The sequence below is a fragment of the Siminovitchia terrae genome, assembly GCF_003605405.2.
GTDB lineage: Bacteria > Bacillota > Bacilli > Bacillales > Bacillaceae_C > Siminovitchia > Siminovitchia terrae.
The window spans coordinates 84653-98155 of sequence record NZ_QYTW02000007.1 but is presented as its reverse complement, the minus strand read 5'-3'; the positions used below and the strand labels follow the sequence as shown (position 1 = coordinate 98155).

Annotated in this window: 14 protein-coding genes and 3 pseudogenes; 1 reads left to right on the top strand and 16 read right to left on the bottom strand. The window is 35.5% G+C overall.

Going from position 1 to position 13503, the window contains the following annotated elements:
* Nucleotides 1–651: 651 nt before the first annotated feature.
* From D5F11_RS09660 to D5F11_RS09610, 12 genes and pseudogenes are all read right to left on the bottom strand, one after another.
* Nucleotides 652–1236, bottom strand: coding sequence for an NAD(P)H oxidoreductase (locus D5F11_RS09660; protein ID WP_126646545.1), 585 nt, complete (start codon nucleotides 1234–1236; stop codon nucleotides 652–654).
* A gap of 12 nt (nucleotides 1237–1248) precedes the next feature.
* A complete protein-coding gene (locus D5F11_RS09655) occupies nucleotides 1249–2421 on the bottom strand; it encodes an MFS transporter (RefSeq protein ID WP_120119629.1) in 1173 nt (390 codons plus the stop codon).
* Nucleotides 2422–2892: 471 nt separating this feature from the next.
* Nucleotides 2893–3165, bottom strand: a complete 273-nt coding sequence (locus D5F11_RS09650) for an ArsR/SmtB family transcription factor (RefSeq protein WP_120119076.1) — start codon at nucleotides 3163–3165, stop codon at nucleotides 2893–2895.
* A gap of 468 nt (nucleotides 3166–3633) precedes the next feature.
* Nucleotides 3634–3783: pseudogene (locus D5F11_RS27365) on the bottom strand (oxidoreductase); the annotation flags it as partial.
* Nucleotides 3784–3946: 163 nt separating this feature from the next.
* Entirely contained in the window at nucleotides 3947–4189 is a 243-nt protein-coding gene (locus D5F11_RS09640) for a hypothetical protein (protein ID WP_120119073.1), read from the bottom strand.
* Nucleotides 4190–4568: 379 nt separating this feature from the next.
* Nucleotides 4569–4700, bottom strand: a complete 132-nt coding sequence (locus tag D5F11_RS27735) for a hypothetical protein (RefSeq protein WP_280519772.1) — start codon at nucleotides 4698–4700, stop codon at nucleotides 4569–4571.
* Between the two features lie 20 nt (nucleotides 4701–4720).
* Complete coding sequence (locus D5F11_RS27360) at nucleotides 4721–4861, bottom strand: PhzF family phenazine biosynthesis protein (protein WP_244862031.1); 141 nt, start codon at nucleotides 4859–4861, stop codon at nucleotides 4721–4723.
* A 481-nt stretch (nucleotides 4862–5342) separates the two neighbouring features.
* Nucleotides 5343–5594, bottom strand: coding sequence for a copper ion binding protein (locus D5F11_RS09630; protein WP_120119072.1), 252 nt, complete (start codon nucleotides 5592–5594; stop codon nucleotides 5343–5345).
* Between the two features lie 208 nt (nucleotides 5595–5802).
* Nucleotides 5803–6081, bottom strand: a complete 279-nt coding sequence (locus D5F11_RS09625) for a glutaredoxin family protein (RefSeq protein ID WP_120119071.1) — start codon at nucleotides 6079–6081, stop codon at nucleotides 5803–5805.
* Nucleotides 6082–6098: 17 nt separating this feature from the next.
* On the bottom strand, nucleotides 6099–8555 hold the full coding sequence (locus D5F11_RS09620) for a heavy metal translocating P-type ATPase (protein ID WP_120119070.1): 2457 nt from the start codon (nucleotides 8553–8555) through the stop codon (nucleotides 6099–6101).
* 17 nt (nucleotides 8556–8572) lie between these two features.
* Nucleotides 8573–8788, bottom strand: a complete 216-nt coding sequence (gene copZ, locus D5F11_RS09615; RefSeq protein WP_120119069.1) for a copper chaperone CopZ — start codon at nucleotides 8786–8788, stop codon at nucleotides 8573–8575.
* A gap of 41 nt (nucleotides 8789–8829) precedes the next feature.
* Nucleotides 8830–9288 carry a CopY/TcrY family copper transport repressor gene (locus D5F11_RS09610; protein ID WP_120119068.1) on the bottom strand — a complete coding sequence of 153 codons (459 nt, stop codon included), beginning with the start codon at nucleotides 9286–9288 and terminating at the stop codon, nucleotides 8830–8832.
* Nucleotides 9289–9643: 355 nt separating this feature from the next.
* Between D5F11_RS09610 and D5F11_RS09605 the strand changes: the two are divergent.
* Nucleotides 9644–9775: pseudogene (locus D5F11_RS09605) on the top strand (transcriptional regulator); the annotation flags it as partial.
* A gap of 81 nt (nucleotides 9776–9856) precedes the next feature.
* Here the strand turns inward: D5F11_RS09605 and D5F11_RS27905 are convergent.
* The 4 genes and pseudogenes from D5F11_RS27905 to D5F11_RS09585 form a co-directional block, all read right to left on the bottom strand.
* Nucleotides 9857–10464 (bottom strand): annotated as a pseudogene (locus D5F11_RS27905) (MerR family DNA-binding transcriptional regulator); the annotation flags it as partial.
* A 1194-nt stretch (nucleotides 10465–11658) separates the two neighbouring features.
* On the bottom strand, nucleotides 11659–12318 hold the full coding sequence (locus D5F11_RS09595) for an anti-sigma factor (protein ID WP_245998164.1): 660 nt from the start codon (nucleotides 12316–12318) through the stop codon (nucleotides 11659–11661).
* 59 nt (nucleotides 12319–12377) lie between these two features.
* The gene (locus D5F11_RS09590) at nucleotides 12378–12923 is read right to left on the bottom strand and encodes an RNA polymerase sigma factor (protein WP_120119065.1); all 546 of its coding nucleotides are present in this window, start codon (nucleotides 12921–12923) and stop codon (nucleotides 12378–12380) included.
* Between the two features lie 93 nt (nucleotides 12924–13016).
* Nucleotides 13017–13490, bottom strand: coding sequence for a hypothetical protein (locus D5F11_RS09585; RefSeq protein WP_120119064.1), 474 nt, complete (start codon nucleotides 13488–13490; stop codon nucleotides 13017–13019).
* Nucleotides 13491–13503: the final 13 nt, after the last annotated feature.

Below are 13503 nucleotides of genomic sequence, written 5' to 3'. Positions count from 1 at the left end.
AAAAGCACATTACATTAATCCTATCTCAGAAAAACAATCGATAGCAAATAGAGTCCATTCCAACCATTATGAAACTGAACCCAAGGCTAAAATATCGATTTCTTCTAAAGTTAGGATTATATGATCATGTGCTTTTATTCACCCTTTCATCATTGATTTGTTTAACCATAAAATATTTATTACGAAAAGTCAAATAACATTCCAACAAAATTGAAGATTCCTTTTAGTATATATGTTACATCATCTATTACAAAGTATTCCATTAAATGGCCCTTTAATGGAACAACTCTATTATCAACCAACAGTTCCTTAATCTACTTTTCACCTTCAGATGTTTTTTACTTTTCACGATAAAACCATCCCTTTAGATAATCATATCCAAAGGGGCAAAGCTTCGTAACTTTTTCTAAACGTCGTGACTTTGTTTTAAATCCACAATTGGTTATTCAACACCCTTGATAATAAAAAAATATAGCTACTTTACGTCAGTAGCTATATTTTACTTCAAATGTGTTTGTACTATTATTAATCCGATTCATCAGTAACTGATACGAACATTTTCTTAAATGTGACCATTTATTACTAGGTTGTCTTGTTCGATCGTTGTGTAGTAATGAGTGAGCTTAAATTTTTTGTTCAGCAATTAAATAATTAAATTTCTTTTCCGATTAAATAAGACCTATTCAATATTTCGGCATAGTGTTTTTCTGATTTTTCTTCAGGAACTTCTTCCACTAAAGTATCATAAAATAGTTCAACTTCAGAGTCATCAACACCAACAAACCCCGAAATACCAATGTTTAATTGATGCTCAATATTTAAATGGAACCCACGTTTTTTAAATGATGACCGTGACTCTCCAGCTAAGCCAATCCACCTAATTTTATCAACTGGAAGCTTGTTAGATCCGTAGGCAAACCCATAGTTAAACACTCGATCAATATAACCTTTCAGTATAGCTGGAATATTATGCCACCAGATAGGGAAAACGAAAACGATGTTATCAACATTACGTATTCTATTCATTTCATACTCTACAACATCTGAGTATACTTTTGATTCATCACTATAATCAGGTTCATCTACAGGAAATACTAAGGGATCAAAATTTTTTTCATATAGGTCTAAGATTTCGACTTCGTGGTTTTGCTCTTTCAATCCGCGTATTATTTCATTTGAAACTGCCAATGTAAGTGAATTCTTACGTGGGTGACTAATTACAACTAAAGTTTTCATAACTTTTTCTCCTTAAAAATCATTTATTTTTTGAGATTTTACTATTTCTTTCTGATTAACAATTAGAAGACTAAGGATGATAAGTATCACACTTGAGGCTCCTACCCAGATTAGCAATTCAAAAGAACCCAAATTAACAATTAGTCCACCGACTCCTGAACCAAAAGCCATACCTAGTTGAGAAATGGAAGTGTATAAGCTAAGGATGATACTCGCAACAGTAGGGGCAAGAGAGATTAATCTAAATTGCAATGCTGGCCCTGATGACCAAGCTGATATCCCCCAAATAATTAGAGGAATTAGAAATATCCATGATGATTCTCCCACAAGTGAAAAATATATTAACCCAATTGCGTTTATACTCATTCCCAAGAAAATAGTTTTGATTGCGCCATACTTATCTGTACTAAAACCACCAAGTTTTGAGCCCACCAAACTAGACAATCCATAGATAAGTAATGCGATACTAACTACATTACCCGAAACTTTTATAACCTGAAGTAGATAAGGTGAAATATAAGAGAAGACAATCGAATAGCTAAACATCCAAAAGAAAGTCACAATCAAAATGAAAGTAATTCGATTATTTTTCAATATTTTCAACTGTTCTTTAAGGGGTTTTTCTTCTTCTCCCTGCATACTAGGAATTAATTTATAAATAAGCATTAAGAATAAGATTCCTAAAACACTTAAAGCTATAAAAATAAATCTCCAATCCATTAGTGAAGCTAGGAATCTACCTAAGGGAACGCCTACAATTAAAGACATACTAAAACCCGTAATGATAGTGGCTATTGCGCTTCCTTTCTTCTCTGGTTCAGCGATTGAAGTTGCAATAGTTAGCAAGGTAACCTCTATTAGTCCTGCACTGATACCTGAGGTAATACGGGCTGAAAACATAACCACATAGTCTCCAAACGTTGCAACTATAAAATTTGAAAGGGAAAAAATTAGTAGTGCTACCATTAGTAGATTTTTCCGATCCATTTTTCTTGTCAGTACAATTACAATCGGGGTAAGCAATCCGAATGAGATTGAAAAAGAAGTAATTAACTGCCCAGCTGATGCGACTGACATGTCGTTAGTTTCAGCAATTTTATCTAATATTCCAGCAATGATGTATTCATCTGTTCCTGCAAGAAAGCTGATAATTGCTAAAAAGAAAATTAACCATGTCTTACTCAAATATAACTACCTCCAAAATATTTATTGCATTTTGATATACATCGAAATAAGAAGCGCAAATAAACTAAGGAATGTAATAAGAAATGACTCCTCATACATTCATGAATTACAAAATATATTTTTGATTAAGTAAAGACTTTACTCTTAAATATAACTACCTCCAAAATATTTATTATATTTCTATATACATCGAAATATAAAGCGCAAATAAACTAAGAAATGTAATAAGAAATGACTCCTCATGCATTCATGAATTACAAAATATATTTTTGATTAAGTAAAGACTTTACTCTTAAATATAACTACCTCCAAAATATTTATTATATTTCGATATACATCGAAATATAAAGCGCAAGAAAATTAAAAAATGGTTTTAAGTAATGACATTCTTCCTTCATACATTATGAATTACAAAGAATATAATTTTGTAAGCATATATTTCGATAAAAACCGAAATATATGCTATTCGAATTACTCCAAAACAAATGGAGCAAATCGCTTTAATAATTCATGATCTACTTGATAGTACTTATAGGTACCATCTTTATAAGTGCTTAGGATACCACATTCTGTAAGGATTTTTAAATGATGAGACAATGTCGATCCCGCAATTGATTCCAGTTCTCTTGATATTTCAGTACAACAAAGGTTGTTTTCAGTTACAAGAATCTTAGTTATTTTCATTCTGTTTTCCTCACCTAATGCTTTAAAAATACCAATTGCTTGTTTTATATCATTATCCATTTTCAAATTAATCACCACTTTCATATTTCTAGATATATAGAAATATGAAAGTATTATAGCATGATCATTAATTGAAGTCAATAATTTTGGTGTAGGGATTACACGAATTTTCAAAGGAAATAAGACAACATTTATTACTAACCCGTTCGTCTTAAGGTGGAAAAATTGATTAAAACTTAAAAAACTTAACCTCATGAAGTAGATTAGGACAGATTGTAGACAAAGTCGATTTTTTCGACTTTGTCTATTGTTTTAAATTAAGTTGATCTCAATATAATCTTCTTTAGATTATTAAAACCCTTTATTTTCAAGGATTCAATAAAATATTCGATAATGAAAAACTAATATTATATATTGACATTGATCAATTTCTGTAAAATTTAGTTTGTTGCAATCTAACTACTACGCTATTTATGCATAGTAGCTTTTTTGACATTAGTTGAAATCTTATTACAGAAATCGAACAACTTATAATGAAACAAGAATTCTTCCTTTTGCTTGCCCTTTCAGTAAAATAGATAGAACATCTGGAAGCTGTTGTAATGTAACTTCTTGCTGAATGAAATTGTCAAGGTTTGTTGGTTTAAAATCGGTCGCTAAACGATGCCAGATGTTTATCGTACTTATCTGCTCTTGTAAGAAACGAAGTTTCGTTCTCAAGTAGATCGATAAATTTAGTAAAATCAATATATCTCCAAATCAAAAGGATATATTTTCCTCCAACTATTTACCTAAAGAAAAGAGCACCCACTAAGGTGCTCTCCATTGAATTGACTTCATATTACTTCTTTATGATTTTTATTAACTCCAATAACTTTTCGTATTCCTCTACCAACCTTGATACAGCCTTGTAATTGACAGTCATCATTTCATTGTCATATGGCTCTAAGTCTTCATCTTCAAGAGTGAAATGTTCATCATTAATACCTTTATGATAATTCAACAATCTCTCATGTTCTTCCAATAACTTCTCTAGGGCTTTGTAATTAACTTTAACTACACTCTGGCTGTTCACTTCACTCATGTTTCTCCTAATAATCTGTAGAAAATTCATCCTATTTAATGACAAATTGGTTCCCCAACTATATTTTACACTAATAAGGAAATTTTAACCAATGTAATTAATCGCCATTATTGAACATTAATTGACAGGGAGACCGAAATTGTTCGGATATCCTAAATAACTGATTTTCGCATTACGAAATCCAGCTGGCTGTTTGTGCAGCTTGGCACACCGGTTTAAAGCTCCTTAAACTAGTATTCTGACAGAATAGACTTTGGCTCTTTTTTATATTTTGTAACTTTAGTTCCCACTGCTTATCCACAAGGTCTTGTCCCCACATGAATTGCTTGTTTGCCTCATAATCCGAACGCACCCGTTAGCTTATTAAGTTTATTAATTTTTAAACATTTATATATCCTTCTAAATAAGATACAGCTTCTCCAGACATCTTTACTGTTTCACCTAAATCAGTACAATATAGCTTTCCGCTTCTTTCCGATAGTTGCAATGCAATCAATTCATTTTTATTCAATTTATCCTTCCAATATGGAACTAAGTACAATGAGCAGAGCCAGTAACTGGGTCTTCATCTACTCCTGCGTTTGGTGCAAAGAATCTTGATACGAAATCTACTTCTTTTCCTTCGGCTGTTACTATTACCCCAGAACCATCTAGTTTTTTTAGTTCATCCATATTTTATTCAAGATCCAAAATATCCTGTTCTGTGTCAAATACTGCCATGTAGTCTCTTGATTTATAGACCTCTTTAGGTGCTTTACCTAAACCTTTAATAAGTGTCAAAGATCTGCTCGAATGTTCAAAATTTATCTCCCATACGTCAATGGCTCCTGGATAGGCCGTCCATTCTTGTTTGAAGAATTCAAAGGCGCTTTAGACTTGGATTGGAGGTACAGTATGCTTCTCTTAGTGCCCGTGTTAATGCTCTACAAATCCTTGTCCGAGTGTAGAAATGTATTTAATGGAATTACAAATCAAACGGGCTATACAATGCGATACCAAGACATCTTGAAAAATGTTTGAACTCCTTTTCCAGGGGAATACTCAGTGCATTCTGTATATCTTCTTAAATAAGTCCCCATCTTTTTCAAATTCTTCTCAAATAACTATAATTCTAAAAAAAGATCGTGCTAGAAATAGCACGACCCTTTCATAATTAATGGCAGCATGAGCACCCAGGGCCATCTTCTTTAGTAGGTTCTTCCATAACCTCATAACCCGAATCTTTAATAGCACCTTTAACTACAGTCAAATCAACTGTGCTTTCATCAAATGTTACATCAACTTTACCTTCAGAAAGTAGGACTTTGACAGATTCAACTCCATTTAATTTACCTACATTTCCCTCAATTTTATTCACGCAAGATCCACATGACATCCCTTGTACATTAAGTGTTACTTGTTTCATATAATTTCCTCCTTTTTTACTTTCAAAAAATTACCTTACCCCCGTAAGGTATTATTGATTTGTTTTAAAAAACGCTATCTATTATATAGCCTTTATAAAGCATAACTTCATCAATCTTTTCTACACCACCTCCTTAAATTATAGTCAATTTCCTTCGGGGGTAGGGTAATTATTAATTACGATGAAAAGAATTACTGATTTTCTTCATTCATTTTTTTAACATGCTTATTATTTCATCCTTATTATTTTCAAAACCAATAAAATGTTTGACTAGCTTTCTTTTACCGAATAATCCTTTTTTATAAAAAGCAAACATCGGAACGATTCGAGTGCCAGATATCTTCTTTAATTCTTCCTCTAAGCTAGGATTTTTGTTTACATCTTTATCAGCATAATGGATTCTGTTAGAAGTTAGATATTTCTTTGCGTCCTGGCAATCTGAACATGTTGGTCTTGTATATAATTCCAGTTCCAGCTTATCCCCCATTCTAATCTCACCCTTTACTAAATCGTTGATGGTTTAAATCGTTTTAAACGTAAAGCATTTACTAATACTGAAACAGAACTTAAACTCATTGCAGCTCCAGCAACCATTGGATTTAATAATGGTCCACCAAAGAGGTGGATAACTCCCATCGCAAACGGTATGCCTAGCACGTTATATGCAAATGCCCAGAATAAGTTTTGTTTGATATTTCGAATCGTAGACTTACTTAATTCCACGGCTGTTGGAACATCCATTAAATCACTTCTCATTAATACAATATCTGCAGATTCCATGGCAACATCCGTCCCTGAACCAATAGCTATCCCTATATCTGCTTGTGCAAGAGCTGGTGCATCATTGATACCATCTCCAACCATGGCCACTTTCTTACCTTCTGCTTGGAGTTTTTTCACTTCATTCGCTTTATCTTCTGGTAATACCTCACTTAATACACGATCAATTCCGACTTGCTTAGCAATAGCCTCAGCTGTACCTTTATTGTCTCCTGTGATCATCGCTACTTCGATTCCCATCTTATGAAGTTTTTCAATAGCTTTTAAGCTATTTTCCTTGACTGTATCGGCAACCGCAATAATACCAGCAATTTTGTTATTAATAGCAATGTACATAGGAGTTTTTCCTTGAAGGGCTAACTCATCCGATGTGCTTGCCAATTTTCTTAAGGAAATGTTGCGATCATCCATTAATTTCCTGTTTCCTGCTAGCACCGTTTTGCCATCTACAGTTACTTCAATTCCATGTCCAGGAATAGCATCGAAGTTTTCTAACTTCATAAATTCTAGTCCTTTATCTTCTGCACCCCTAACAATTGCTTCACCTAATGGGTGCTCAGAACCTTTTTCAGCAGAGGCAGTTAATTGTAATAATTCTTCTTCTGTGATTCCATTTACAGTGATAATGTCTGTAACTTTAGGTTTACCCTCTGTAATCGTACCTGTTTTATCAAATACAATCGTTTGAACTTTATGGGTTGTTTCAAGTGCTCCACCGCTCTTAATTAATACGCCATTTTCTGCACCCTTACCAGTACCAACCATAATCGCAGTTGGAGTTGCTAGACCAAGAGCACATGGGCATGCAATAACTAAAACGGAAATGGTAATTGTTAAAGCAAAGAGTCCCGTTTGTCCTCCAAAATACCATGCCAAACCAGAAAGAATAGCAATCACAATAACGACCGGCACAAAATACCCTGAAATAGTATCAGCCATTTTAGCAATCGGCGCTTTAGAGCCTTGTGCATCTTCTACCAATTTAATGATTTGTGATAAGGCTGTATCTTTTCCTACTTTGGTTGCTTGATATCGGATTGTACCATTCTTATTGATACTTGCACCTATTACATTATCGCCTGCATTCTTTTCTACTGGAATACTTTCCCCTGTTAACATGGATTCATCAACAGATGTTATTCCTTCTACTACAACACCATCAACTGGTATTTTTTCACCAGGTTTAACGATTACGGTATCACCTACAACAACTTCATCAACAGAAATTTCTACTTCTTTTTCATTTCTTACAACGATAGCTTTCTTGGGAGCTAATCCCATTAATTTTTCAATGGCTTCTGATGTTTTGCCCATGGAACGAACTTCAAGATATTTACCCAATGTAATTAGGGTAAGGATTACCGCTGCAGACTCATAATACAGATTTCCTGCGAAACTGGAATGTCCAAGCCAAATTGCGATTGTCGCCCCAAAACTGTAGACGAATGCAGCACTGGTCCCTAACGCAACCAATGAGTCCATGTTGGGATGTCCTCTAAATAACGTCTTATATCCTACCGAGAAAAACTTCCAGCCAAAAATCATAACTGGTAACGTTAAAATGAATTGTAATAGTGAAAACCATTCAGGGTTTACCATTGGATCAATTATTTCTGGCAGTGGTAAGCCCACCATGTGTCCCATCGAAATATAGAACAATGGGACGGTGAAAACTGCTGAACTCCAAAATCGTGTCCACATGGATTTTATTTTCTTTTGTTTTTTATCTTTTTCTTCATTGGTTGAATCAGATGTTTCCATATCTTCATGTGCTTCATATCCTGCATTTGATACTGCTTGAGTAATGTCTGACACAGATACGACTGTCGGATTATACACGATTGTCATTTTTTCTGTAGCCAGATTTACATTAGAGCTCATAACTCCGTCTAATTTTCTTGTTGCTTTTTCAATGCTTTGTACACAGGATGCACAAGTCATACCTGTTATAGCAAATGTTTTCTGCTCCGTATCTGTCAAGGCCTTATACCCGGCCTTATCTACAGCTGCTTGGATATCTTGTACGGATACTACATTCTCGTCAAAACTGATATTTAATTTTTCAGTAGCTAGGTTTACATTAGATTCTTGTACGCCAGGCAATTTTTTCGTTTCTTTTTCAACTGTCTGCACACATGATGCACAAGTCATACCTTCTATATTAAATGTTTTTGTTGCCACTATCATTCACCCTTTCATTATTTAATAGGCTCTGTTTCATATCCAATTTCTTTGACAGCTGCGGTTAAGCTTTCTAATGTTTGAGCTGTTTCATCATATTTAACTTTGGCTATCTCTTTTTTTAAATTGACTTTTGCCATTACTACACCTTGTAAATCTTGCAATGCTGTTTCAATTTTTTTCACACAATGAGCACAGCTCATCCCTTTAATTTTTAAGGTTGTTTTATTCATGATTCTCACTCCCTTTTCACATTTTGATTTTCTGCGATATTTCAGTGACCTGATGAACAGTTATGATCTTGACATTTACACTGACCAGGAACACAACTGCAAGGGACTTCCTCAACTGCATCTTTTTTCTTCATTTCAAGTGCCTTTTCCATTTTTTCTATATCTTTAAAACTTAACGTTGCTTTTGTAATTAAGTTCACTATTGTGTTACCAACGTCTTTATCACATATATTTTCAAAAATTTCATTAAGGGTATTTTTGATAAATTCACTTTCATTTATATTGGCCGAATAAATATACATCTTTCCTTCTGTTTCTGTATGAAGCATTCCTTTTTTTACAAGTCTTCCAATAAAAGTTTTAGTTGTTGCAGGCTTCCAATCCTTCTTTTGTTGCAATACTTCTCTAATTTCTTTACTGGTCACTTTACCTTGTGCCCAAACGACACGCATTACTTCCCATTCAGAAACGGTAATTTTAGAATCAATTTCAGTATTCATCATCTCAACACCTTTCTTTGTTTACAAACGTAATCGGTAAGCGTAAATAAAGTTTACATTTGTAATCGATTATTGTCAAGTCCTTTTTGCCTTTTTTTCAAAATCATCAATTTACCTTGAAAATAAAGGTCATTTATCTCTATAAAATCCATTCTTATTATTAGATCGTTTCTGGAAAAATACATTAACTAAGTAATAAAAAAGGGTTAGTATAGAGTTTCACTCCAATTGTCAAACGCAATTAAACATGAAATGACTCCGAAATTTTTTGATTAACATTCAATGAAGAAAACAATAATCTATATATGGATATATACTCATATATTCATTCTTAGTGTTTTATAGGGGGCAAATGATGAGCGAAGAACAGAAACATGGAGGGATATTTAATGAAGGAGTTCAGGATTTGGATGAAGAAACGTTGTTTGTCGTTTCTCAAACGTTTAAAACATTGAGCGGTCCAACTAGAATTCGCATTTTGAATTTATTTGAAATAAGATTCTCCATCCACCAACACAGCATCTGAAAGTATCAATTAACCCCTTCATTTTTACAACATCACCATTAGACCAATAAGCGTAGCCATTGCGCAAAGGCCGGGATTAAACACTTTTGTTTTATTTGTGGGCTCTGCAAGGGGAATCGCAATTTCTACATCATAATTTTCAGGTACATATTCTGAACTATGGAAAATAGCAAGTGGTTTTGCAATAGGTAATAAATTTTCAAACAAAAACTCATTAAAGTGTATTTGGAAATCAGCGGTATTAATTTGTTTTCGTTGAGATAATATATTATAGGTTAAGTGATTCACAAGTTTAATCTCAATCTGATCTAAGTAACCCATGATATTTTCCTCTTCATCTAACTGTTGAATATCAAGCTTTAATTTTTTTAATAGAGAAGAATAAAATGTTATCTGTTGTGTTAGATTTTCTTGTTTGGCTTACATTTTAGAGTTAAGAAACTCGGTATCCTCCCAATTAGCTAAAAAAGCGAAAATAAATAGGTTTTTAATTGCGTAATCAATAAAGCTGTTTCTAATTGGGAAATTATAGTAGCGATGGCAATTTTTAGCGTATATGAAAGCGGGCTTTAATAGCCCAATTTCATCATAGTAGAAAGCGTCTTCAGAGTGAGATGTGATATTTTTGAGAACTCACCAATTGAAAGCATAACAATCACCTCCTGTTATAAATTACTATCAAATGCGCCTTGGCGTATTTGCGCCCAGATTTTATCGAGCCTCCGCTCGATAAATTTCCGCTGAAAATCTGTAGCATCCGCCGGAGGCTTTGACTTTATTCAGCTGGGGTTTGAACCCCCACTGAATGGATTACCAATATGCATTCATCTCACCACTTATAGTAGTGGGAGATTTCTGCTGAATGAAGTTAAATATAATGTTTCCTGTAAGGGGAAGGTCAATCAATATAGTTAAATTTTCTTATTGCTAAGACAGTGCTAACCCCATATAATATCCTTCCATCGAACATAGATGAATAATGTAGTAACTTGGTTATTGCTCTACACTATCATGGCACAAAAAAAGACTTTAGGAGCATATCCTCAAGTCTTTTGTTTTCCTGTTAATACGTTTTAATTGTCTGTTATGTATCATCTTCGTACTATGCATTAATAAAAGTTTGTCGAAACAACTACTGTTGGTTCATCGCTTACAGGAATCAACTTTCTAAAATATCTTTCTCCCTCAATTACAAAGTAATAGGTGGTTTCAATTATAGAGAGGGTGTCTTTTTGGTGAGTTACCCATAAACCAAAGATTGGAGGAAGTAAAAACAAAGACAGGGACACCTGTGTAATATCCATAGGTGTCGGCAAAGACGATAATGATTATATTGTAAAGATCAGTATAAGAACTGATATTGAAGGATTCTTGAGACTGCAGCACCACGGCCACCACTTTCTTTTGGCTACCTCTATTATAAAAAATAGGAAAGAGTAAATCATCAAAAATCTTGATAATTTACTCTCTATTTTTTGGGGGACTTTTTCAGTGACCTCTTGTCGGCATTAAAAGAGCCACAGAAATCATAAGGAATAGTACAACGATCCGGTAGACGGGTTCTTGCAAATTTTGGTCAGTGAATCAAATGAATAAGTTCGTGATACTGCTTCACTTTCTCCAACGCTCTTTCATTACTCATAGACACCGTGAAAAATTCCCCTAGAAGTCTAAACTCTGTTTGTTGATAATCATGACGCTCATTTTGATCATCCTTCCGATGTGTTTTTTCCTCTTTCGAGGTCACACCGGAATGAATCCCCGCGTAAGGGGTTGTCAAAGGGCGACCAAAGGGACCGTGCGACAGCAACAAGAGAAGCTTATGTGCCACTTCCAAACAGGCTCTATGACCCGGCTATTTTTTCTCCCCTTGGCTGCTTGCTGTTGGCGTCCGGTTCGACGGTGATGCCGATTTGATCAAAAGTTTGCCCTTCGGCGAGTTGGTAGGTCAGTATTCCGGATCCGTTTTCGTCCGGCTTGAATATGCCGCCATTTTCCCTCGTGCCGTTTTTCAGGAGCCAAACCTGGTAAACCTGTGAACCTTCGATGCCTGGCAATTCGTGAACCTGCACCACCATATTTTTCTCTGATCCCTGCTGGACAATATAGGCGATGCCGTTTGTTCCCTGGTGGCTTTGATTAGCTGCTTTTAAGGGAATGGCCGTTAAAATTTCAATGGGTATATTTTCGGCATGGCGATTTTTTCCCTGTACATTCGCTATTCCAAGGCCAATAATCGCGAGCAACAAGACGGCCACGATACTGGCTGAAACTGGAGTAAACTGGCTTTTGAGCATCATGGCAAGCTTGTTCATCTTAGCCATGAATGTTTCCGTACTGCTTTTCCTTTTGTGATCAAAAACAAAACCCAGCACCTCGCCTTTTAGCGATTCAGGAACCTCGATTTCGGTATAATCAAACGGCAAGGCATGCCAGGCCTGGGACAATTCCTGATATTCTTTCTTACACTCCGGACAATCGTTTAAATGCTCAACAAAGGCCATATGTTCGCTCTCCTTGAGCTCGTTTGCTATATATGGAATTAAATGATCACAATCCCTTCTCATTTTATATCCTCCAGTTCCAGATGCTTCCTCAATCTTTTAAGAGCCTGGTGAAGCCTGCTTTTAATCGTACCGAGCGGCTCTTGTTCCAGCTTGGCGATCTCTGTAAGAGAATACCCTTCCCAATAAAGCAAATCGATTAATTTTCTTTGTGCCGTTGGCAATTTGTTTTTCGCCATCGCAATATCATTCGTATTTACTCGTTGCTCGATTGCATTGGCAGGGTCGGCGATCTCTTCATGTTCCTCTTGATGGTGTTGCGTATGCCTCTTCTCTTTGCGGAGGTAGTCAATGCAAATATTGCGGGTAATTGTGAGGAGCCAATTCACAAAGCTGCCTTGAGCGGGATCGTAATGGCTGTTAGTTGTCCATAGCCTCAAAAAGACCAACTGAACAATCTCTTTCGTCTTTTCCTCATTCCCATTGCAAAACTTCATAACGAAGCCGTAAACAAGCTTTATATATCGATCATAAAGCTCCTCTAATGCGTGACCGTGTTTTTCGTTTACCAATCTCATTAATTCCTCATCGTGTTTTTCTTTCATGGGGCACTCCCTGCTATTGGGTAAAATATTGCCATTACACCATTTTAAAAGTAAGGATGGGAACGACCGCGACTGATCGTTCCCTGGGCAGACTTATTCAAATTCCGTTTCGCTGTTTACGACAAACCATACATCTTTTACTCCTTGTCCGTTTACATCCCCTTCTTGCTGGTCTTTTGCAAAATAATAGAGAGGAAAGCCTTTGTACGTGACCTGCTTTTCCCCGTTGTCTTCTCTTGTGATCGTATCGAAATCCTTTTTGTCAAAACCTTCCGGGACGGCGAAATCTTCCTGGGTAAATGCCGGCCAGTTTGCTAGGCAGTCTCCGCTGCAATTGCTTTTTCCTGCTTCGTCCTTTTTAAAGTAATACAGGGCCCTTCCCTGTGGATCCGTCAGGTACTCTCCAGCTTTCTCATTCTCCAAAAGCTGAAGGCTGTCAGCCGGGGCTTGTTCCGTTTGGGCTTGATCGGGTTGATCCGTCCCTGTTTTTTCCTCAGTGCTTGTTCCGCAGGCAGCCAAAGCAAAAATAATAGAAAGTATTGCGAGGGTAAAAATTCCTTTTTTCATGTATGTTCCTCCT